General features: G+C 73.4%; 22 protein-coding genes. 9 read left to right on the plus strand and 13 right to left on the minus strand.

Annotated features, from left to right (window positions below; genetic code table 11):
- Positions 1-11: 11 nt before the first annotated feature.
- A complete protein-coding gene (locus ACQEVB_RS21165; protein ID WP_432974030.1) occupies positions 12-1,403 on the plus strand; it encodes a class II 3-deoxy-7-phosphoheptulonate synthase in 1,392 nt (463 codons plus the stop codon).
- Positions 1,404-1,413: 10 nt separating this feature from the next.
- Here the strand turns inward: ACQEVB_RS21165 and pknB are convergent, their stop codons facing one another.
- Positions 1,414-3,165 carry a Stk1 family PASTA domain-containing Ser/Thr kinase gene (pknB, locus tag ACQEVB_RS21170; protein WP_432974032.1) on the minus strand — a complete coding sequence of 584 codons (1,752 nt, stop codon included), beginning with the start codon at positions 3,163-3,165 and terminating at the stop codon, positions 1,414-1,416.
- Positions 3,166-3,287: 122 nt separating this feature from the next.
- Here pknB and ACQEVB_RS21175 point away from each other — a divergent pair, with 122 nt between their 5' ends.
- Entirely contained in the window at positions 3,288-3,641 is a 354-nt protein-coding gene (locus ACQEVB_RS21175) for an Rv2175c family DNA-binding protein (protein ID WP_432974034.1), read from the plus strand.
- 131 nt (positions 3,642-3,772) lie between these two features.
- Here ACQEVB_RS21175 and ACQEVB_RS21180 read toward each other — a convergent pair whose 3' ends face one another.
- The 5 genes from ACQEVB_RS21180 to ACQEVB_RS21200 form a co-directional block, all read right to left on the minus strand.
- Positions 3,773-4,231, minus strand: a complete 459-nt coding sequence (locus tag ACQEVB_RS21180) for a YybH family protein (protein ID WP_432974036.1) — start codon at positions 4,229-4,231, stop codon at positions 3,773-3,775.
- Between the two features lie 11 nt (positions 4,232-4,242).
- On the minus strand, positions 4,243-4,845 hold the full coding sequence (locus tag ACQEVB_RS21185) for an NADPH-dependent FMN reductase (protein ID WP_432974038.1): 603 nt from the start codon (positions 4,843-4,845) through the stop codon (positions 4,243-4,245).
- A 57-nt stretch (positions 4,846-4,902) separates the two neighbouring features.
- Entirely contained in the window at positions 4,903-5,067 is a 165-nt protein-coding gene (locus ACQEVB_RS21190; RefSeq protein WP_432974040.1) for a hypothetical protein, read from the minus strand.
- A gap of 77 nt (positions 5,068-5,144) precedes the next feature.
- Complete coding sequence (locus ACQEVB_RS21195) at positions 5,145-5,666, minus strand: allene oxide cyclase barrel-like domain-containing protein (RefSeq protein WP_432980465.1); 522 nt, start codon at positions 5,664-5,666, stop codon at positions 5,145-5,147.
- A gap of 88 nt (positions 5,667-5,754) precedes the next feature.
- Entirely contained in the window at positions 5,755-6,657 is a 903-nt protein-coding gene (locus ACQEVB_RS21200; protein WP_432974042.1) for a LysR family transcriptional regulator, read from the minus strand.
- A gap of 108 nt (positions 6,658-6,765) precedes the next feature.
- Here ACQEVB_RS21200 and ACQEVB_RS21205 point away from each other — a divergent pair, with 108 nt between their 5' ends.
- Together ACQEVB_RS21205 and ACQEVB_RS21210 are read left to right on the plus strand one after the other, a co-directional pair.
- Complete coding sequence (locus tag ACQEVB_RS21205; protein WP_432974044.1) at positions 6,766-7,134, plus strand: hypothetical protein; 369 nt, start codon at positions 6,766-6,768, stop codon at positions 7,132-7,134.
- Between the two features lie 7 nt (positions 7,135-7,141).
- Positions 7,142-8,725 carry a multicopper oxidase family protein gene (locus tag ACQEVB_RS21210; protein WP_432980468.1) on the plus strand — a complete coding sequence of 528 codons (1,584 nt, stop codon included), beginning with the start codon at positions 7,142-7,144 and terminating at the stop codon, positions 8,723-8,725.
- 409 nt (positions 8,726-9,134) lie between these two features.
- Here the strand turns inward: ACQEVB_RS21210 and ACQEVB_RS21215 are convergent, their stop codons facing one another.
- From ACQEVB_RS21215 to ACQEVB_RS21230, 4 genes are all read right to left on the minus strand, one after another.
- Positions 9,135-10,091, minus strand: coding sequence for a phytoene/squalene synthase family protein (locus tag ACQEVB_RS21215; protein ID WP_432974046.1), 957 nt, complete (start codon positions 10,089-10,091; stop codon positions 9,135-9,137).
- The gene (gene mptB / locus ACQEVB_RS21220; protein ID WP_432974048.1) at positions 10,069-11,724 is read right to left on the minus strand and encodes a polyprenol phosphomannose-dependent alpha 1,6 mannosyltransferase MptB; all 1,656 of its coding nucleotides are present in this window, start codon (positions 11,722-11,724) and stop codon (positions 10,069-10,071) included. Before mptB ends, ACQEVB_RS21215 begins: the two co-directional genes overlap by 23 nt.
- 80 nt (positions 11,725-11,804) lie before the next feature.
- The gene (gene crtI / locus ACQEVB_RS21225) at positions 11,805-13,337 is read right to left on the minus strand and encodes a phytoene desaturase family protein (RefSeq protein ID WP_432974050.1); all 1,533 of its coding nucleotides are present in this window, start codon (positions 13,335-13,337) and stop codon (positions 11,805-11,807) included.
- Positions 13,334-14,458: a polyprenyl synthetase family protein gene (locus ACQEVB_RS21230; protein WP_432974052.1), complete on the minus strand. Its 1,125-nt coding sequence runs from the start codon at positions 14,456-14,458 to the stop codon at positions 13,334-13,336. The genes crtI and ACQEVB_RS21230 overlap by 4 nt, the downstream gene beginning before the upstream one ends.
- A gap of 217 nt (positions 14,459-14,675) precedes the next feature.
- Between ACQEVB_RS21230 and ACQEVB_RS21235 the strand changes: the two genes are divergently transcribed.
- Positions 14,676-15,635: a methylenetetrahydrofolate reductase gene (locus ACQEVB_RS21235; protein ID WP_432974054.1), complete on the plus strand. Its 960-nt coding sequence runs from the start codon at positions 14,676-14,678 to the stop codon at positions 15,633-15,635.
- Here ACQEVB_RS21235 and ACQEVB_RS21240 read toward each other — a convergent pair.
- On the minus strand, positions 15,616-16,311 hold the full coding sequence (locus ACQEVB_RS21240; RefSeq protein WP_432974056.1) for an LppM family (lipo)protein: 696 nt from the start codon (positions 16,309-16,311) through the stop codon (positions 15,616-15,618). The genes ACQEVB_RS21235 and ACQEVB_RS21240 overlap by 20 nt on opposite strands.
- A gap of 22 nt (positions 16,312-16,333) precedes the next feature.
- The gene (locus ACQEVB_RS21245; RefSeq protein WP_432974058.1) at positions 16,334-16,948 is read right to left on the minus strand and encodes a GNAT family N-acetyltransferase; all 615 of its coding nucleotides are present in this window, start codon (positions 16,946-16,948) and stop codon (positions 16,334-16,336) included.
- A 171-nt stretch (positions 16,949-17,119) separates the two neighbouring features.
- Between ACQEVB_RS21245 and ACQEVB_RS21250 the strand changes: the two genes are divergently transcribed.
- Entirely contained in the window at positions 17,120-17,446 is a 327-nt protein-coding gene (locus ACQEVB_RS21250; RefSeq protein WP_432974060.1) for a hypothetical protein, read from the plus strand.
- Positions 17,447-17,474: 28 nt separating this feature from the next.
- Entirely contained in the window at positions 17,475-17,924 is a 450-nt protein-coding gene (locus tag ACQEVB_RS21255) for an SAV_6107 family HEPN domain-containing protein (RefSeq protein ID WP_432974062.1), read from the plus strand.
- A 46-nt stretch (positions 17,925-17,970) separates the two neighbouring features.
- On the opposite strand, the gene ACQEVB_RS21260 is transcribed toward ACQEVB_RS21255, so the two are convergent.
- Positions 17,971-18,792 carry a ParA family protein gene (locus tag ACQEVB_RS21260; protein WP_432974064.1) on the minus strand — a complete coding sequence of 274 codons (822 nt, stop codon included), beginning with the start codon at positions 18,790-18,792 and terminating at the stop codon, positions 17,971-17,973.
- A 239-nt stretch (positions 18,793-19,031) separates the two neighbouring features.
- Between ACQEVB_RS21260 and ACQEVB_RS21265 the strand changes: the two genes are divergently transcribed.
- Both ACQEVB_RS21265 and ACQEVB_RS21270 read left to right on the plus strand, forming a co-directional pair.
- The gene (locus tag ACQEVB_RS21265) at positions 19,032-19,772 is read left to right on the plus strand and encodes a class I SAM-dependent methyltransferase (RefSeq protein WP_432974066.1); all 741 of its coding nucleotides are present in this window, start codon (positions 19,032-19,034) and stop codon (positions 19,770-19,772) included.
- A gap of 235 nt (positions 19,773-20,007) precedes the next feature.
- Positions 20,008-20,397 carry a DUF3040 domain-containing protein gene (locus ACQEVB_RS21270; protein ID WP_432974068.1) on the plus strand — a complete coding sequence of 130 codons (390 nt, stop codon included), beginning with the start codon at positions 20,008-20,010 and terminating at the stop codon, positions 20,395-20,397.
- The last annotated feature ends 55 nt before the right edge of the window (positions 20,398-20,452 follow it).

The raw sequence follows: 20,452 nt of genomic DNA on the forward strand, positions 1-20,452 counted from the left end.
GCTCGACCCTTGTGAACTGGACCGTCGACGCCCCGGTAGAGGTGCTGCCCGAGCTGCCGCCGCTGCCGCCCGACCTGCGGGCCCGCCTGGACAAGGCGCTCGGGCTCCCGGCTGCCCAGCAGCCCGAGTGGCCCGACCCCGTCCACGTCGCCCACGTGCGCACGGTGCTGGAGAGCGTGCCGCCGGTGACGCTCCCGCCCGAGATCGACCGCCTCCAGAGCCGGCTGGCCGACGTGGCCGAGGGGCGCGCGTTCCTGCTGCAGGGCGGCGACTGCGCGGAGACGTTCGTCGACAACACCGAGCCGCACATCCGCGCGACGATCCGCACGATCCTGCAGATGGCGATCGTGCTGACCTACGGCGCGTCGCTGCCGGTGGTGAAGATCGGCCGGATCGCCGGGCAGTACGCCAAGCCGCGCAGCGCGCCCATCGACGCGCTCGGCCTGCCGTCCTACCGCGGCGACATCGTCAACTCGCTCACCGCCGACCCGGTCGCCCGCATCCCCGACCCGTCCCGCATGGTGCGCGCGTACGCCAACGCCGGCGCCGCCATGAACCTGGTGCGCGCGCTGACCGCCACCGGCATGGCCGACCTCAGCCAGGTCCACGACTGGAACAAGGACTTCGTCCGCCAGTCGCCCGCCGGCGCCCGGTTCGAGGCCATCGCGGCGGAGATCGAGCGCGCAGTCCGGTTCATGGACGCCTGCGGGGTGGACGACCACAACCTGCACAGCGTCGAGTTCTACGCCTCGCACGAGGCCCTGCTGATCGACTACGAGCGCGCCATGCTGCGCCTCGACACCCGCGACGACCGGGACCCGAAGCTCTACGACGTCTCCGCGCACTTCCTGTGGGTGGGGGAGCGCACCCGGCAGATGGACGGCGCGCACGTCGCGCTCGCCGAGCTGATCGCCAACCCGATCGGGCTCAAGATCGGCCCGTCCACCACGCCCGAGCAGGCGGTGGAGTACGTGGAGCGGCTCGACCCGCACAACGTCCCCGGCCGGCTGACCCTGATCAGCCGAATGGGCAACGGCAAGGTCAGGGACGTGCTGCCGGGCATCGTGCAGAAGGTCGAGTCGTCCGGGCACAAGGTCATCTGGCAGTGCGACCCGATGCACGGCAACACCCACGAGTCCACCACCGGTTACAAGACCCGCCACTTCGACCGCATCGTCGACGAGGTGCAGGGCTTCTTCGAGGTCCACGGCGCGCTCGGCACCCACCCGGGCGGCATCCACGTCGAGGTCACGGGCGAGGACGTCACCGAGTGCCTCGGCGGTGCGCAGGAGATCTCCGACGCCGACCTGGCCGGCCGGTACGAGACGGCCTGCGACCCCCGGCTCAACACCCAGCAGAGCCTGGAGCTCGCGTTCCTCGTCGCGGAGATGCTGCGGGGCTGACCGACCCGGCTCAGATCGTCTCGAGCGTGACCGTGGCGCCGGGCTCCACCTCGGTGCCCGGCCGCGGATCCTGCCTGATCACGCGGTGCGCGCCGAGCCCGAAGAAGCTGCGATCGGACTCCTCGGCCTTCAACCCGAGCTCGGCCAGCGCGGCCTTCGCCTCCCCGTAGGACAGGCCGACGAGCCGCGGAACCGTCACCTTCTCGGGTTCGGGCCCCTTGGAGAGCACCAGCGTGACCGTGCCGCCGACGGCCAGCGCCGTGCCGGCGCCGGGTTGGGTGCGCGCCACCGTGCCCTCCGGCGCGGCCTCGCTGTACTCCCGGCTGCTCGCCTGGACGGGCTGCAGACCGGCCGCGCGGACGGCCTGCTCGGCGGCGGCGACCGTCGTGCCGGGGGCGATGGTGGGGACGGTCGGCCGTCCCGAGGAGACGACGACCCCCACCGTGCTGCCGCGCAGCAGCCGTGACTCCGGGGCCGGGTCGGTCCTCGTGACCACGCCGGCGGCGATCCGGTCGTCGACGGCAGTGGTGACGGTGCCGACGAGGTCGGCGGCTTCCAGGGCGCGCTCGGCCGCGGTCCGGTCCAGTCCGACGAGGGACGGCATCGCCGTCCAGCGCCCGCTGCCCATCCACCAGCCCATCAGGCCCAGCGCGAGCGCGATGACCAGCACGATGGCGATCCAGATCGCGAAGACCCGACGGCTGCGCCGCCGCGCCCGCACGTGCCGTGGCCCGTCCGGTACGGGTTCGCCGAACAGCGTGTGCCCCTGTTCGGACCGCGGCAGCGCGCGGGTGCCGGTCGCCGGTCGAGCTGTCCCGTCCAGCTCGCTTCGCGGCGCCTGCGGGACCGTGACCTGCTCCTCGATCGGGCGGGGCGGCGGGGCCGGCACCGGCACCCGCGGAACCTCCAGCGCGATCGCCAGCGCGTGCAGCTCGGCGAGCATCGCCGCGGCGTCGGCGGGACGCGCGACCGGGTCGCGGCGGGTGGCCCGCACCACCAGCTCGTCCAGCTCGGGCGGCACGTCGCCCGCGACGAGCGACGGCGGCGGCACGTCCGCGTTGACGTGGCGGTACGCCACCGACAGCGCCGTGTCGCCGGTGTACGGCGGCGCGCCGGTGAGCAGCTCGTAGAACAGGATGCCGGCCGCGTAGACGTCGCTGCGGCTGTCGGCGGCGCCCGTCGCGACCTGCTCCGGGGAGAGGTACGCCGCCGTCCCCATGATCATTCCCGCGTGGCTCTGCCCGGCCTGGGCCGCGGCCGTGACCAGCCCGAAGTCGGCCACCCGCAGCTCGCGAGCCGTGCTGATCAGCACGTTCTCCGGCTTGACGTCGCGGTGCACCATGCCGAGCCGGTGCGCCTCGGCCAGGCCGGACAGCACCCCGTCCATGACGGCGAACGCCGCCGGCACCCCGAGCGCGCCGCGGGCGCGCAGCACGTCGCGCAGCGTGCCGCCGTCGACCAGCTCCATGACGAGGAAGACCAGCGGCCCGCCGTCGGGGTCGGCGTGGTGGTCGATGCCGTGGTCGTACACGTCGACGACGGCGGGATGGTCGATGCGCGCCGCGGTGCGGGCCTCCCGTTCCACGCGCGCGCGGAACGCGGGGTCGCCGGCCAGCCGCGGGTCCATCACCTTCACGGCCACCGGACGGTCCAGCCGCGTGTCGAGCCCGCGGTGCACCACCGACATGCCGCCCCGTGCGATGACGGGCCCCAGCAGGTACCGGCCGTCGAGCAGCGTGCCGGTGGCGGGTGGGGCATTCACGCCCCGACGGTACCGTCCGCCCGATATCGGTCCGGTCGAACCCGGTGGCGTGGCGCAGGTTCTGTGGCAAGGTGTCGGGCTGTGAACCGGATGTGGCACGCGGTACCGGGTGGGATCGCGGCGTGAACGAGGTGTCCGAACTGTCCGCCGACGTGGAGGCGTTGCCGGTCAAGGCGGTCGCGGAGCTGCTGTCGGTGCCCGTCACCCGGGTGCACCAGCACGTTCGGGACGGGCTCTACCTCTCGTTCCGCCGCGACGGGGTCGCCCACGTACCGGCCGACTTCTTCGACGGCACGACCGTCGTCAAGGGTCTGCAGGGCACGATCGTCGTGCTCCGCGACGGCGGCTTCGCCGACCCGGAGATCCTGCGGTGGCTCTTCTCCGAGGACGACTCGCTGCCGGGCACGCCCATCGCGTCCCTGCGGGAAGGCCGTCACCGCGAGGTGAAGCGCCGCGCCCAGGCGATGGCCTTCTGACGGGTCGACGTCACCGCCAGCCCCTTCACCCACGTCCGAACATGTGCCGGGTTGGCGGCCTGACGGTGACGGTGGAGCTCCCGGCCCGCTGAGGTCCCAGCCAGGCCAGCACCTCCACCGTCCCCGAACCGTCAGGGATCGAGATCGACCACGCCCTTGCCGCTGGCGACGTCCAACGGCACGGAGACCTGGTCGTGGGCGATCAACCAGACGTCGTCGATCTTTCGCATGCCGTAGGTGACCCGGACCCACATGCCGTTCGTCTGCGCCCCGCTCGGCAGCGTGCCGCGCAGGCGAGCGAAAGCATGCCCGTACGCCACCTCGTCGCCCACGGTGAACGTCAGGTCGCGAACCTCGTAGGTCACGGTCTCGAAGAACTCGAACACCCGCGCCCAGTTCTCGAGTTTCGCGTCGATTCCGATGTGCTGGAGCGGCGGATCGACATCGAAGGACACGACGTCGTCCGTGTACAGCTGCCGCAGGGCCTCGAGGTCCTTGGCCCGCAGTGCTTCGACCACCTTGTCGATCTGCCCGCGGATCTCGACCTCGTCGCGGTCCGCCGGTGCTCGGAATTCGTCGGCCGTAGTCATCACTCGTCTCCTCAGGAATGGGCGGGAACGGTTTCGGCGGTGGCCCGCAGGGGGGCCATGGCGGTGCTCCAGGTGATGAGCTGGTCCAGCGTCTTGCCCAGGGCGGCGACATGGTGATCGCGTGGTGTGAAGGTGGTGCGGTTCTCGAAGTCGGTGAGCAGCGAGATCGTGACCTGGTAACCCACGTCGGCCATACCGAGCGTGCTGCAGACCGTCCGCAGCTGCACCACGGCTCGGGCGCCGCCGTTGACGCCGTAGGAGACGAAGCCGACCGCCTTGTTCGTCCATTCGGCGAACGCGTGGTCGAGCGCGTTCTTCAGCACTCCGGGCATCCCGCCGTTGTACTCCGGGGTCACCAGCACGAATCCGTCGAACGGAGCGATCCGCTCGGCCCAGGCGCGGGTGTGGGCATGGACCGACGGGCCGAACATCGGCGGCACCGGCTCGTCCAGGTGCGGCAGCGGGTGGTCGCGCAGATCGATCAGTTCGAACTCGGCGTCGTCGCGCTGTGACGCCGTTTCCAGGACCCACCGGGCGATCTGCTCGCCGTTGCGGCTGGGGCGGGTGCTGCCGAGGACGATGCCTATTCGGGTCATCTTCTGAACTCCTGTCATGGTTGCGATCGTCGACCGTCCGGCAACGACGTCGGCCGGAATGCCAGGTCGGAACGATCAGGCGAGGTCGTCCCGTTCCGACGGGAGCCAGGCCTGCAGGCTGATGGGATCGTCGTACCCGTCGAACCATCGGACGAAGGTGCGGCGCACCTCGTCGGTACCTCGGAACCGCAGCGGGGGCACGGCGTCGTGATGGACGATTCCGGGCGAGTAGTGCGACATCAGGAGATCGATGTCCTAGCTCCTAGGACTGCTGGGCGGCGCTTCGGAGAACTCGTCGACCTCGACATCGACGCTGGTCATCGTTCGACGTCCTTCGCGTGTCCCGTTGCCACGTGGGTGATCTCGGCTCGCATCCGCTCGTTCGGCGTCGCGATGTCCCACACCCGAACGGTGCCGTGCGCATCGGCGTAGGCCCCGGTGCCGCCGGTGATGGCCATGTCGAGCGGGCTCTCGCCGGTGACCCAGAGTGCTTGCATGGTCAGCGACCCCTGCTCGAGCTTGCCCGTGAGCAGGCACTGCGTGGTGATCTTGGCGCCGTCGATCTGGATGATCTGGCAGGAACCCCCACCTTGCCCCGCCCGGCGGCCGTCCTTGAGCAGCCAGCCGGAGTACACGTAGAGATCACCCACGCTGGGGCCGGCCGGCGCCAGGTCAGGGGCCGCGTACTGGTCGTTCTCGACCGCGAATTCCAGGATCTCGGTGTGCTCTGACGGGCTCGCCGAGCCGGCTTCCGCCCCGCAGGCGCTGAGCCCGCCGGCCAGCAGCGACCCCGCGACAACCGCGACGATGCTTCTCCTCAGCGCTGTCTTGCGATACATGATCTTCTTCCTCGTCTCGGGCTTCGTCCGACATCGAGAAAGATATGACGCCAAGAGCATCTTGACTAAGACCAATATGGCTATGGAGCTATAGCCGTGGAGGCATGGCCTCTCTTGGCATCCAGTCCCAGCCGATGATCGTGTCGCGCAGCCCGCGGGCGGCGGCCGAGAGGTGGCTGCCGGCGCCCCAGTACAGGGTGAGCGTGCGGCGGCAGTCCGGGGCGTCGACGGCGATCAAGGCGGCGGCCGAGGGGCTGGGGTTCAGGCGTGCGGCGAGGTCGGGGACGAGGCTGACGCCGAGGCCCGCCTTGATGAGCTCCGCGATGGCGCTCAGCTCGTCGCCCTCGCAGACGATCTTCGGGGTGAGGCCGCGGGCCGCGAAGAGCCGGTCGAGCAGCCGGCGATGCCAGTGCCCCTCGCCGGCGGCGATGAAGGGTTCGTCGGCGAGTTCTTCGATGGTCACCAAGGTTCGGCCCGCCAGCGGGTGATCGAGCGGAGTGGCCAGCCACATCGGCTCGTCCAGCAGCGGGACGGCTTCCAGCCCGTCGGGGTGGATCGGCTGGGAGGCGACGCAGAGGTCGACGTCGTGGGCCAGGAGGCGGCGGGCCATCTCCGCGGCAGCGGTCTGGCGCAGTTCGACTTCGACGCCAGGACGAGCCCGCTTGAACGCCGTGAGAGGCCCGATGAAGGTGAGGAAGGTTTCCGAGGCCAGTCGCACGGTGCCGAAGGTCCCGCTGCTGGCCTCGGCGACGGCCCGCCGGCCTGCTTCGAGTTCGCCGAGCGCGCGTTCGACGTAGTCGCGGAAGAGCTTGCCGGCGTCGTTCAGCCGGAGCCGCCCGGCCCGATCGAACAGCGGCGTGCGGAGCTCGCCCTCCAGGCGGGCGATCGTGCGGCTCAGCGACGGCTGGGCGACGCGCAGCTCGTCGGCTGCGTGGCTGAGGTGTTCCAGTCGCGCCACCACGAGGAACTGCCTGAGCGAGTTCAGGTCCACTGCGCCATGCCTTTTCCGTCATAACCACATATCAATACTGATCTTAGACACGATAGCTCCGCCGGCATAGCTTCGAGGCGAGACAAGGACAAGCAAGGGAGGACGCCCATGGTGATGCGGGCCCTCGTCAGCGCGCACGTGGTCGCGATCCTCGCCCAGCCCGTGTTCGCCGGCGTGTACCTGAGCGGTGACTTCGACGGCCTGAGCTGGCATGCGATCGGCGCGGACGTCGTCACCTCGATCGGCTATCTGCAGCTGATCGCCGCGGTCGTGGTCTGGGTCCGGGCGCGCCGGGCGTGGCCGTTCCTCGCCACGCTGGCCGTGGTGACGGCCGAGACGGTGCAGTACTTCGCGGGGCTGGACGGGGCGCTGTGGCTGCACTTCCCGCTGGGCGTGCTGACGATCGCCGGACTCGTCCTGCTGTTCGTCGCCGTGTGGCAGCAGCCGACCTCCCGCCAGGAGGCCACCGGTGCGTGAGCTGACCATGACCCGGCGCCAGGTGCTGGGCATCGGCGGGGCGCTCGGGCTGATGGCGGCGACCGGGCTGTCGAGCACGGCCGTCCTGTCCCGCCGCCCCGCGACGACCGGTGCCGAGCTGCGCAGCGCGGTGCCGCTGCCTGCCGCGTTCACGGTGCCGTTGCCGCTGCCGCCCGTACTGGAGCCGGTCGGCGCCGACCGGTACGAGATCACCCAGCGCGAGACGGTGCTGGAGATCCTGCCGGGCATCAAGACTCCCTTGTGGACGTACAACGGCACGTTCCCGGGTCCGGTGATCGAGGCTCGTCGCGGCCGGCCGGTCACCGTGACGCACCACAACCAGCTGCCCGTGCCGACCGTCGTGCACCTCCACGGCGGCCGGACCCCGCCGGAGTCCGACGGGTACCCGACCGACCTCGTCCTGCCCGACGGCTGGCCCGACCCGAGGTTGGGGATCGTCGGGATGCACGGCACGCACGGGATGCACATGCCGACGATGTCCGATCCACGGGCGGTGGTGACGAGGCTGACGCGGGACTACACGTTCCCGACGGACCAGCGGCCGGCCATGCTCTGGTACCACGACCACCGGATGGACTTCACCGCGCCCGCGATCTGGCGGGGACTCGCCGGGCTGCACATCATCCGCGACGACGCCGAGGACGCGCTCGGCCTGCCCGCGGGGCCGCGCGAGTTGCCGCTCGCGATCATGGACCGCGCGTTCGACGGCGACGGCAACCTCGCCTATCCTGCCCTCGACCCCGCTCTGCGGGGACAGCCGGGCGTCCGCGCCCCCTACCTGGCGGGTGTGCTCGGCGACGTGATCCTGGTCAACGGCGCGCCGTGGCCGGTGCACGAGGTCGACGCGGCCCGGTACCGGCTGCGTTTCCTGAACGCCTCGAACGCCCGGCACTACGAGCTCGAAGCGGTCACCGACGACGGGCGGCGTCTCGATCTCGTCCAGGTCGGCGCCGACCAGGGTCTGCTCGCGGGGCCGGTCACCCACCGGTCCCTACCCATGGCCCCGGCCGAACGCTACGACGTCGTCGTCGACTTCGGGTCCGTCCCGGTCGGCAGCCGGGTCACGATCACCAACCGGCTCGGCTCGGGCCGGACCCGTGACGTGATGGCCTTCCGGGTCGCCCGTCGCGCTGCTGACGACAGCCGCGTTCCCGCTGTCCTGTCGAACGACCTGCCCACCTGGAGCCGGTCGGACGCCGTGCGGGTTCGGGACTTCTCGTTCCGCGCCGGGCGGATGAACGACGGTCACGGCTGGCTGATCGGCGGGCTGCCGTTCGACCCCGCCCGTTCCGACGTCACCGTCGGTCTCGGCGACGTCGAGGTGTGGCGGCTGGTCGCCGACGTCCAGCACCCCGTTCACCTGCATCTGGTCGGGTTCCGGGTGTTGTCGCGTGGCGGGAGGCCGGCACTGCCCCACGACGCCGGTCTCAAGGACACGATCTCCCTGCAGCCGGGCGAGTCCGCGGAGATCATCACCCGCTTCGACGGTTATCGCGGGCGGTACCTGTTCCACTGCCACAACGCCGAACACGAGGACATGGGGATGATGGCGAACCTGGAGATCGTGTGAACGCGACCCGCACGAGGTAGACCGACACAGGCGCGGCGCAGTCGCGGCCGGATGCGGTGCGCGACCGGGGCGAAGGCGTCCAGTTCCGCTCACGTCCAGCGCACCATCCCGACGCCGCGTTCGCGCGTACCGTCACCGACCGCGAGCGGGCGTGGGGCTTCCTCGCGGCGATGCGGAGATGGCCGGGTGTGCCGTCGGCCAGACGCGTGCTGGAGTTCGCCGACGGGCGCAGCGGCGGAGTCGGCGAGTTCCGCAGTCGCGTCCTGATCGCCGCGCCTGGGCTGCCCACGGCTGACGACGGCGAGGTCGGCGCGGCGGTGCAGTTCCACGACGGGCGGAGTGCCCGCTCGCCGCCCGTCAGGCGGGCGTTCCGGCAAACCCACCGCATCGATGTGTGTGACGTCGGGGGTCACCAGCGCGCGCCGACCCGCGCGGCCAGTGCCCGCACCAGCGCGGGACCGGCCACTGCCGCGCGCCGGGTCTTCGACACCGTCACGCGGCGGTGCAGGGGGTAGCGGGCGCGCTCCAGCTCGTCCAGGATCCGCCGGTAGAGCACGAACGCGGCGCCCACGCACGCCCGCGACACCGGCTCCAGCAGCGCGATCCCCGGCCTGGCCTGCGCGTACACGCCGCGGGTGTGCGCCGCGACCTCGCGCAGCGCGGCCAGCACCCGCGGGTCGGTGCGGCGGGTGCGGCGGCACCACACGAGCAGGTCGCGGTCGACGCCGTGCGCCGAAAGGACGTCGGCGGGCAGGTAGAGCCGGCCGCGGTCGAGGTCCTCGCCGACGTCGCGCAGGAAGTTCGTCAGCTGGAACGCGACGCCCAGCGCGGCGGCCGCGGGCTCGGCCTCGGCGCGCGGCACCACCGTGCCCAGCACGGGCAGCATCTGCAGCCCGATGACGGCGGCCGAGCCGTGCATGTAGGTGCCCAGGTCGTCGAACGTGGCGTAGCCGGCGACGGTGGTGTCCATGCGCATCGACGCCATGAAGTCGCGGAAGTGCGCGGCGGCGATCCCGTAGCGGGCGGCGGTGTCGGCGACGGCCCGCACCACGGGCTCGGCGTCGGCGGATGGCCGGCCGGCCAGCGCCGCCTGCAGCCGCTCGTCGAGCCGGTCGATGCGGTTCCGGCGCTCCCCGGGTGCGGCGTCGTCCAGGCTGTCGACGATCTCGTCGGCGAAGCGCGCGAAGCCGTAGAGCGCGTGCACGGCCGGCCGGCGCGCCGGCGGCAGCAGCCGGGTGGCCAGGAAGTACGTGCGACCGTGACGCGCGAACAGCGCCCGGCAGCTGCGGTAGTCCTGCTGCAGCTGCGCGTCGGTGATCCCGGCGGCGGCGAGCTCGGCGAGCTCAGCCCGCGTGCTGCTGGGCACCGGCCGGTGTGGGGCCAGCCGGTTCCTCCACCGGGACGGGCGGGGTGATCGCGGGCGCCTCGGGCGTCGGCACGGCGGTCAGCGTCGGGGGTGACGTGACCCGGGTGCGTGCTCCGGCCGCGAGGCGCAGCGGGTCGACGCGGGCGAGCGAGACGGCGGCCAGCAGCGACAGCGCCGCGCAGAACAGCAGGTACGGCGGGTTGTAGAGGGCGTCCTCGCCGGCGGGGTAGTAGCAGATCACCAGCATCGGCGAGACGAACGCCACGAGCTGCAGCCAGCGCAGCGAGAGCGCGGTGGCGGCCAGCAGCGTGAAGCCCCAGCTGACGTACCACGGCAGCAGCGCGGGGGACAGGATCGCGACGAGCAGCAGCACGACACCGGCCCGACGGATCGCGTCGGGGCCGCCGTCGCGGGCCGCGAGCCACTGCTTGACGGCCACCACGACCAGGATGATCACGCCGATGGCCCGCATGACGTTGACGAACGGCTGCTTCGGCACCGTCACGAAGATCGACACCAGGGAGTGCAGGAGCTCGCCGGCGCCGGTCGGCAGCGACATCCAGTTCACGATCATCGACGGCGCGGACAGCGCCGGCAGCCAGCCCAGGTCGACGCGCGCGGCCAGCGTGCACGCGGCGAAGGTGACGCCGAAGACGACCACGCCGGCGCCGATCGCCTTCAGGATCCGCACGAGCTGGGTGCCGTGCATCTGCATCGCCCACAGCAGCACCAGGAACGGCAGCGCGACCGCAGCGCTCGCCTTCACGGCCATCGACATCGTGACGAGCGCGACGCCCAGTGCCGGGCCGGCGTCGCGGCCGGCGATCTCGACACCGCGCAGCGCGACCCAGGCGCCCGCGCACAGCAGGCCGATGACCAGCAGGTCGTTGTGGCCGCCGCCGATCATGAGGATGACCATGACCGGGTTGGCGATCAGGGCCCAGACGGCGACGGGCACCCGGCCACCGAGGCGGCGGGTCAGCCCGGGCAGCGACCACACCAGCAGCGCCAGGCCGGGCAGCAGCGCGATCCGCATCAGGAACACGCCGAGGATCATGTTGTCGCCGACGATCGCGGCGACGCCCTTCGCGACCAGGATGAACAGCGGCCCGTACGGCGCCGGGGTGCCCTGCCAGAACGAGTGCACGTTGTCCGCGATCACGCCCGGCATCGCGTCCGGCCCGACGGCGTACGGGTCGAACCCGAACAGCGGCAGCGCGCCCTGGGCGAGGTAGCTGTACACGTCGCGGGTGAACAGCGGCGGCCCGAACAGCAGCGGGAACGTCCAGACCAGCGACGTCGTGAGCACCGCGCGGCCCCCGGTGCGGCCGGCGAGCACGTCGCGGCCCAGCCGGATCCAGGCCCACACCATCAGCCCGACCCCGCCGTAGACGAGGAACGCGGCCAGCTGGTTGCCGTGCCCGTAACGCCAGAAACCGAGCGGCGAGTTGGTCAGGATCGGGTCGCGGACGAGCACACCCCCGGCACCGAACGAACCGACCAGCATCATCAGGGACGCGACGAACCCGAGGAGCAGCGGGCCACGGGACGGCCGCCCCAGCCGGTCACTCCAGGTCCGCGCGACGTCCACCGCGGGTGGCGCCGGCTCGTCGACCGGTGGTGAGAGACTCATGACGCGGTCCATGCTGCCACGACCGGTCCTGGCCCCTTCCCCCCGGGGCCGGCCCGCGGGCGGTGGTCGCGCGGCTGCGCTCAACGACCCCCGGTGATCCGTTCCGCGGCCAGCCGACCTGAGATCAGCACGGGCGGGATGCCCACCCCCGGCGTGGTGCCGCAGCCGGCGAGCACCACGTTGGGCAGCCGCCGCAGCAGGTTGCCGGGGCGGAACGGGCCCGTCTGGGCGAACGTGTGCGCGAGCGAGAACGGGGTGCCGGCGGTCATCCCGGCCGCCGTCCAGTCGTCCGGCGTGACGATCCGCTCCACCTCGACGGCGTCGGCGAGCGCGCCGAGTCCCGGATGGTTGCGTGCGGCGAGCGTGGTGAGGATCTCGTCGCGGTAGGCCTGCGCGCGCCCCGACCAGTCGCGGGGACCGATCACCGTGTTCGGGCACGGGGCGAGCACGAACAGCTGGTCGGCGCCGTCGGGGGCGAGCGTCGGGTCGGTCGCCGTCGGCCGCGTCACGAGCAGCGACGGGTCGGACATGGGCCGCCCCTCGTCGACGATCTCGGCGAACGTGCGCTCCCACGCGCCACCGAACGAGATCGTGTGGTGCGCCGCCGCCGGGCGAGACTCCCGCAGCCCGAGGTGCAGCACGACCGCGCTCGGCGCGAACCGCAGCGGCACCGGCCGCCGCGGCGCCCCGCCGACCAGCGCGTAGCTCGTGGCCAGCTCCGCGGTGAGCACGACGGCGTCGGCCGCCAGCACGTCGGAGTCGGCGGACGGATCGCCCGTCGGGCGGTGGCGGACCCCGGTGGCGCGGCCGTGCGCCCGCGTGAGCCCGACAGCCGTGCGCCCGTAGTGGATCTTCCCGCCGGCGGCGCGCACCGCGTCGGCGAGCGCCGTCCCGACCGCGCGCATCCCGCCCCGGGGGAACCACACCCCGGCCACGGTGTCCATGTAGGCGATCACGCCGTACGCGCCCAGCGCCCGCGCCGGCGCCACACCGGCGTAGAGGGCCTGGAAGGAGAAGATGCGGCGCAGCCGCTCGTCGGGCAGGAAGCGGGCCACGCGCGGGCCGAGCCGGCCGAACCCGCCCAGCGCCGCCAACCGCACCAGGTCCGGGCCGAGCAGGCCGAGCGGGGAGTCGTGGTTGGCGCCGATGAACCGGTCGATCTCCGCGCGGTAGAGGGCGCCCAGCCAGTCGCGGAGCCGGCGGTACCCGGCCACCGACGCCGGCCCGCACGTCCGGCCGATCTCGTCGGCCATCGCGGCCGCGTCGGTGTGCACGTCGATCGTGCTGCCGTCCGCGAAGTGCGCGCGGTACGCCGGGTCCAGCCGCACCAGGTCCAGCCGCTGTTCGAGGCGCTCGCCGACCGCGGCGAACGCCTCCGCCAGCAGGCCCGGCATGGTGAGCACGGTCGGGCCGGGATCCATCCGCCAGGTGCCGCGCTCCGTCGTCAGGTCCAGCCGGCCGGCCCGGCCGCCCGGGTGGTCGGCCCGTTCGACCACCGTGACGCGGCGCCCTGCACCCAGCAGGTGCAACGCGGCCGACAGGCCCGCGTACCCCGCACCCACGACGACGACGTGGTCGGTGCGGCCGGGCACCCGGCGAGCGCTCCGGCTCACCGCCGCCGTCGGGTGGCCGTGACGGCCAGCTCGGCCAGGCGCGACGCCGCGGGCTCGGCGACCCGCGCCGCCGACAGGCAGTCCAGCGCGGACCCGGTCAGCGCCGCGATCCGCTGCTCGACCGCCTGCACCGCGCCCAGCTCCGAGAACAGGGTGCGCATCCGTTCCACGCCGGCCTCGTCCAGGCGGGCGTCGCCGACCGCGCGCACGACCGCCTCACGGGCCGCGGTGTCGCCACGCCGCTCGGCCCGCTCGACGGCCAGCGCGACCAGCAGCGTCCGCTTGCCCTCGCGCAGGTCGTCGCCGGCCGGCTTGCCGGTGACGGCGGGGTCGCCGAACACCCCGAGAAGGTCGTCGCGCAGCTGGAACGCCACGCCGATCTCGGCGCCGAACCGCCGGTAGGCCGCGATCAGGTCGACGGGGGCGCCCGCGATGGCGGCACCGAGGTGCAGCGGACGCTCCACCGTGTACGCGGCCGTCTTGTAGCGGTCGATCTGCAGCGCGGCACGGGCCGACAGGTCACCGGTCGCCTGGTGCAGCACGTCGAGGAACTGGCCGCCCAGCACCTCCGTGCGCATGGCCTGCCACGGCTCGGTGGCCCGCTCCAGCGCCATCGCGGACAGCCCGCTGGAGCGGAACAGGTCGTCCGCCCACGCCAGGGCCAGGTCGCCGAGCAGCACCGCGGCGGCGGCGCCGAACCGGGCCGGGCGGCCCGACCAGCCTGCGCGGGCGTGCCGCTGCGCGAACGTGATGTGCACGGTCGGGCGACCCCGCCGGGTCGCCGAGGCGTCGATCAGGTCGTCGTGCACGAGCGCACAGGCCTGGACGAGCTCCAGCGCCGCGGCCGCCCGCAGCACCGCGTCGGCCTCGGGGGACTGCTCGTCGCCGCCCGCGCCCAGCCAGCCCCACCAGGCGAACGTCGGGCGGATGCGCTTGCCGCCGCCCAGCACGAACGCCGCCAGCGCGTCGACGGCCTCGGCGAACGCCGGGTCGATCGCTGCCGCACCGCGCCGCCGGACGTCCAGGTACTCGGCGAGGGCAGCCTCGATCCGCCCGGTCAGCTCGCCGTCGTCCGAGGCCGGGGCCGCCGGCGGACCGGGCTGGTGCCCGGCGCGGGTCACTGCCCTGCCTTCGGGTCGTCGCTGGTGGATCGGGGGGCCACGGGATGGAGGGTAGCCGTCCGTGCCGTTCCGCGCGGGCTCACCGCCCGATCGAGGTCCCCCGACGGAAGGCCGGGAGGGTGTCGACGGCACCTCCCGTGGCGCGCCGTCCTCGCCCGCGACGGGCCGCAGATCACTAGGCTCGGGGCATGCACGGGCCAGGATCGCGAGGGGTGGCATGACGGCAACGGGTGGTTCCGGCCAGGAGCGCGGGCGCCGGGTGACCGAGCGCATCGCCGTGACGCGACCCACGTTCTCCGTCGAGTTCTTCCCGCCGAAGGACGCGGCCGGCGAGGTGGAGCTGTGGCGCGCCATCCGCCGCCTCGAGGGGCTCGACCCGGCGTTCGTCTCCGTCACCTACGGGGCCGGCGGCTCCAGCCGCGACCGCACGATCCGGGCCGTCGAGCGGATCGCCACCGAGACGACGCTCGTGCCGATGGCGCACCTCACCGCCGTCTCGCACTCGGTGGCCGAGCTGCGCCACGTCATCGGCTCCTTCGCCGCCGTCGGCGTGCCGAACGTGCTCGCCGTGCGGGGCGACCCGCCCGGCGACCCGCTGGGCGAGTGGATCGCCCACCCCGAGGGTCTGCAGTACGCCGACGAGCTCGTGCGGCTCGTGCGCGAGCTCGGCGACTTCTGCGTCGGCGTCGCGGCGTTCCCGTACGGCCATCCGCGCTCGGCCGACCTCGACGCCGACCTGGAACGGCTGGTCGCCAAGTTCCGGGCGGGTGCCGACTTCGGCATCACCCAGCTGTTCTTCGACCCCGGGAGCTTCCTGCGGCTGCGCGACCGGCTCGCCGCGGCGGGCGTCACCGAGCCCGTCCTGCCGGGGATCATGCCGCTGCTGTCGGTGCGCACGCTGCAGCGCGCGCCCGAGCTCTCGGGTGCCCCGGTGCCCGCCGCGCTCACCGCGCGGCTTGAGCGGTTCGCCGACGACCCGGCCGCGTTCCGCGCCGCCGGCATGGAGGCGACGGCGCAGCTGTGCGCCGACCTCGTCGCCGAGGGCGTGCCGGTGCTGCACTTCTACACGCTGAACCGCTCGCCGGCGACGGCCGAGCTCGTGCGCATGCTCGACCTCGCCCCGGCGACGGCCGCCGGGCAGCCCGTCGGGGCGCCGGTCAGCGGATCGGCGGGCTGACCGGCGGGTTGCGCGTGCGGCGCGCCACCAGCACCACGGTGCCCGCCGCCACCACGACCACCCCGGCCAGCAGCAGCGTCCAGTTCAGCGGCGAGGGCGCGTTCGGGTCGGCGTAGGCCACGACCGCGCTGAAGTCGCCCACCTCGCCGGGGGTGAAGACCCAGCTCACCGTCGTGTCGTCGATGTCGCCGTTGGCGTCGACGACGTCGCCGGGGAAGCTCATCTTGAGCTGGAAGTCCGCCCGGTCCACCGACACGGTCGTGAGGTCGACCGCGCCCGAGACCAGCACCCGTCCACCCAGCCGGCGGATCTGGAACGTCGCCTGCTTCCCGCGCGTGCCCGCCGCCGTCGTCAGCGCGGCCACCTGCTCGAACGACAGCCGGGAGAAGCGCAGCACCGAGCCGGTGTAGTTGTCCTGCTGGTAGGCCGTCACGGTCACGCGGTCGGCCAACCCGGGGGGCAGCGTGATCGACGGGCCCTTGTCGGTCGGCGACGTGGGCGGGGTGGCCACGACGATCTCGCCGGTCACGGTGTCGTCGGGCTGGACGGCGAGCGCGGCCCGGACCCGGGCACAACCGCTGAGCAGCCCCGTCGCGAGGATCACCGCGAGCAGGAGGACGCCGAGGACGCGGCGACGGCCCATGGCGGAGGTCGGTGACGGGGCCGGGGGACGCACGGGCCTCATCGTGCCATCCCGGTCAGGCGGGTCCGGGGTCCGTCCCGAGCTCCGCCGCCGGCGGATCGAGCGGCAACGTGCGGCCGAGCACGGCGAACGGGCGGGTGTCGCCGGTGAAGCGGTGGTCGCGCAGGACGTCCCGGAAGCCGAGCCTGCGGTAGAGCCGCCACGCCCGGCCCGGGGTGGCGGCGCCGTACTCGGGCGTCGAGAGGAGCACGTGCGAGCGGTCGCTGCCGGCCACGAGCGTGCGCAGCAGGCTCTCGCCGAGCCCGGAGCCCTGCGCGTCCGGGCGCACGTGCAGCTCCGTGAGCTCGAAGTAGTCGCGCACCCAGCCCGGGTCGCCGCCGGGCGTGGTGCGGAGACCCCGACGGACCTCCTCGAACCACCACTGGCCCGGTCCGCCCGGATAGCCGTAGGCGATGCCGAGCAGCGCGCCGGTGTCGTCGACCCAGCCGACCGCGCGCCAGCCAGGACGGCGGACGTGGTCGAGCCACAGCGCCCGGCGCTGCCGCGCCGTGCTGGGCGGGTAGCCCATCGCGGAGACGTAGACCTGCAGGGCCTCGTCGAGGCGGGCGGCGAGGTCCTCTGGTCCGAGCTCGACGAGACGGCGCGCAGGTGCCGTGGTCACGCCCTCCATCTCACCACGCCGTCGCGGTGCGGGCACGGTGTCGCCCCGGCTTGACTCCGGACCGCCGGCATGGCCTACTGGAGACATCGAACATTAGTTCGATCACGCTGGGCCCGGCAGGCGGGCGGGGGAAGCGCTCCGCCTGCCGGGCCGTGTCGCCGGGGGCTCCGGGGAGGGGATGTGCAGACCGTGGACACGTGGGCGCGTGTGTTCGGATCGCGGGAACCGGCCTCGATCCAGGTGCGCTACCAGGACGGCGAGCCGGTCGAGTTCGAACGCCGGCCACTGCGCAAGGGATCGCGGTTCCTCGTCACCGACGTGCGCCGCCGCTGGATCGAGACCTCGCCCTGGCCGTTCCCGTCGCCCGAACCGATCGGCGGCGACCAGCTGCGCTGCTGGCACGTCGTCGCCAGGGCCGCCGACGACCCGCAGGCCGACCCGCGCGAGTTCGTGCTGCGGATGCGGTCCGGGCCGGGCGTCTGGGACCTCGTCCGGGTCCGTGAATGAGCAGCCGAGTCTCCGGGAGGAGTGCACCATGACCGTCACCGACCATCGGCCCGCCATCGGGTCCCGGGTGCCCGCGCCGCGGCGCGCGCCCGTCTCGCCACCCGTGTCCCGCAGCGCGCTCGCGCTGCTCCGGCAGGCCGCGGAAGGGCTCGCCGAGGCCCGACGCGACCCGGCCCCGCTCGTCCGCTACCCGGCCGCCTACCTGGCGGCCCTGCGGGCGGCCGCCGCCGTGCTCGCCGTGCGGGCAGCACCCGCCGCACCGCCCAGCCGGCGGCGCGGCAGCCGCAACGTCTGGCAGCTCACCGCCGAGGTCGCACCGGAGCTGGGGGAGTGGGCCGCGTTCTTCGCCGCCTGCTCCGCCACCCGGGCTGCGGCCGAAGCGGGCATCGCCCGGCTCGTCGGCCGCCGGGAGGCCGACGACCTGCTGCGCCAGTCCGAGGAGTTCGTGGAGCTGGTGCGGGGGATGCTCACCGGCTGACCCGTTCAGCCGGCGTCGGCTCAGTGCGTCGGCTCAGTGCGTCGGCTCAGTGCGTCGGCGGCGGGGCGGCCAGCTCGGCGCGGCGGGCCGAGCGCAGGAGCCGGCCCAGGAGCCCGGTGAAGACCGCCGAGATCTCCCGCGCGCCCGGCGTGTCCCACCGCTGGATCGGCAGGCACGCACCCTGCGCCTGCTGCACGGCCGAACGGTCGGGCAGCACGCCCGTGAACACCAGCGGCCCGAACAGCTCGCGCAGCTCGTCGATGCGGAACGCGTGCTCGGTGTTGCGCGGACGCACCCGGTTGATCAACACCCCGAGCGGCTGCAGCTCCGGGTTGCCCCGGGCCCGCTCCGCCTGCACCGCGTCGAACGCCCGCTGCACCCCGGACACCGCGAACATCGTGGGATCCGTCACCAGCACCGCACGATCCGCCGCGGCCAGCGCGCTGCGCGTGAGCTGCCCCAGCGACGGCGGGCAGTCGATGATCACGAGTCGGTACGGGCCGGCGAGGTCCTCGTCGGTGGCCTCCAGCCGTTCGAGCGCCCGGCGCAGCCGGGTCAGCTGCGTGCCGCTCGGGTCGGGATGGTTGTGCCGCTCGCTCTGCTCCGCCCCCACGAGGACGTCGAGACCCTCGCCCCAGCCGCTCGGTGCGATCGCCCGGCGTACCACCGACGGGCGCGGATCGTCCAGCACATCGGCCACCGTGGCGGCCGTCGGGCCGACGTCGAGCGCGATCGTGGCGTTGGCCTGCGGATCCAGGTCGACGACCAGCGCGGGCACGCCGTGCTGCTGCGCGGCGCCGGCCAGTCCGAGCGCCACCGTCGTCTTGCCCACACCGCCCTTGAGGCTCAACGCGGCGACCACCAGCACCCGGCCAACGTACTCTGTGCTTGTTCGGCCGCGCCTGCGGCGCTCCCGCCTCGCGCACTCGTGTGACCGACGCTGCAACCAGCACCTCGCAGACCTCAGGTCGACCTCGCAGGAGGTCGAACCTCTGCGAGGACGCCTCAACCTCTGCGAGGTCCACCGTCGACCCTGGCTGGTTCGCGACCTTCGGGCCCCGGTCGCGCCGGCGACGGCGCCCGAGGGCCGTGTCCTAGGCTGCCGCTGTGCAGGCAGGTGATCGCGCCGGAGGCGGCCAGGTGTTCCGCGCGGTCGCGGCCGAGGTGGCTGCCGCGCAGGAGCGCGCGCCGGGTGCGGCGCCCGCCGTGCTGGACGTCGGCGGCGGCAGCGGGGCGTGGGCCGTTCCGCTCGCCCGGCTCGGGTGCGCGGTCACCGTCGTGGATCACAGCCCCAACGCGCTGGCCGCGCTGCAGCGGCGCGCCCGGGAGGCCGGGGTCGATCGCCTGGTCACCGCGGTCCAGGGCGACGTCGACGCGCTGGCCGACGCGGTGCCGGTCGGCGGGGCCGACCTGGTGCTGGGGCACGGCCTGCTCGAAGTGGTCGACGACGCCCGCGCCGCCGTCGCCGCGCTCGCGGCGGCCGGGAAGCCCGGTGGCGCGGTGTCGGTGCTCGTCACCGGCCGGCTGGCCGCGGTGCTGGCCCGCACGATCGCCGGCCGCCTGACCGAGGCGCGCACACTGCTCACCGATCCCGACGGCCGCCTCGGCGAGCGCGACGGCGTGCGCCGCAGGCTCGACGCCGGCCCGCTGCGGACCCTGCTCGAGGACGGCGGGCTGCTCGTCGAGCTGCTGCAGGGCGACGGCGTGCTGGAGAGCTGGGTGCCTGGTTCGGCACGCGACGACGGCCCGGGTCTGGTCACGGAGCTGGAGGCACTCGGGGCAGGGGAGCCGGGGCTGCTGGCCGTCGCCCCCCGTCTGCACGCGCTGGCGCGGCGGCCACTCGCATGACGGAGAGTCGTGACGCCATCGTGATGTCAAGCATCAGGATCTGACGTCATAATGGTGTCTTGGCGACGTCTACGCGGCCATCGATACATCCGATCCGGCCGCTTGAAGAGTCCGGGTAGTCGCAACGCTGTCGGACTCGTATCCTGATGAGTAACCGCCCGTCCTGGGCGGTTGTCGCGTCGTTCCGGCACCAGGGATGATGACCGACTGGATGACAAGTGCCGGAGGCCAAGCGATGCCCCTCTCCGAGCACGAGCAGCGGCTGCTCGAGCAAATCGAGCGCGCGCTCTACGCCGAGGACCCCAAGTTCGCCTCCACCGTGCGCGGGAAGGGGTTGGGCAGACCGACCCGCCGGCGCCGGTTCCAGGGTGCGGCCATATTCGTTGTCGGGCTGGTGCTCCTCGTCGTCGGGGTGGCGGTGCGCCAGCTGTGGCTCGGCGGCCTCCCGGTGCTGAGCATCGTCGGGTTCCTCGCGATGCTCTCCGGCGCGGTCCTCGCGGTCACGTCGATCGGGTCCGGCGGCCAGCAGGGCGCCGAGAAGAAGTCGTCCGACGCGGAGAAGGAGCGCGGCGGGTTCACCGGCCGCATGGAAGAGCGCTTCCGCCGCCGCTTCGAGCAGGAGTAGCAGCTCTCAGGTCTTCTCGACGGGCCGTCGCACCGGATCACCTCCGGGGTGGCGG

The organism is Pseudonocardia sp. CA-107938, assembly GCF_050936315.1.
Taxonomy (GTDB): domain Bacteria; phylum Actinomycetota; class Actinomycetes; order Mycobacteriales; family Pseudonocardiaceae; genus Pseudonocardia.

Excerpts from the sequence above, each read along its gene's own strand:
- ACQEVB_RS21180 (WP_432974036.1), bottom strand. The coding sequence starts at position 4,231 with ATGACTACGGCCGACGAATTCCGAGCACCGGCGGACCGCGACGAGGTC.
- ACQEVB_RS21185 (WP_432974038.1), bottom strand. The coding sequence starts at position 4,845 with ATGACAGGAGTTCAGAAGATGACCCGAATAGGCATCGTCCTCGGCAGC.
- ACQEVB_RS21190 (WP_432974040.1), bottom strand. The coding sequence starts at position 5,067 with ATGTCGCACTACTCGCCCGGAATCGTCCATCACGACGCCGTGCCCCCG.
- ACQEVB_RS21195 (WP_432980465.1), bottom strand. The coding sequence starts at position 5,666 with ATGTATCGCAAGACAGCGCTGAGGAGAAGCATCGTCGCGGTTGTCGCG.
- ACQEVB_RS21205 (WP_432974044.1), top strand. The coding sequence starts at position 6,766 with ATGGTGATGCGGGCCCTCGTCAGCGCGCACGTGGTCGCGATCCTCGCC.
- ACQEVB_RS21210 (WP_432980468.1), top strand. The coding sequence starts at position 7,142 with ATGACCCGGCGCCAGGTGCTGGGCATCGGCGGGGCGCTCGGGCTGATG.
- mptB (WP_432974048.1), bottom strand. The coding sequence starts at position 11,724 with ATGAGTCTCTCACCACCGGTCGACGAGCCGGCGCCACCCGCGGTGGAC.
- ACQEVB_RS21235 (WP_432974054.1), top strand. The coding sequence starts at position 14,676 with ATGACGGCAACGGGTGGTTCCGGCCAGGAGCGCGGGCGCCGGGTGACC.
- ACQEVB_RS21245 (WP_432974058.1), bottom strand. The coding sequence starts at position 16,948 with ATGGAGGGCGTGACCACGGCACCTGCGCGCCGTCTCGTCGAGCTCGGA.
- ACQEVB_RS21255 (WP_432974062.1), top strand. The coding sequence starts at position 17,475 with ATGACCGTCACCGACCATCGGCCCGCCATCGGGTCCCGGGTGCCCGCG.
- ACQEVB_RS21270 (WP_432974068.1), top strand. The coding sequence starts at position 20,008 with ATGCCCCTCTCCGAGCACGAGCAGCGGCTGCTCGAGCAAATCGAGCGC.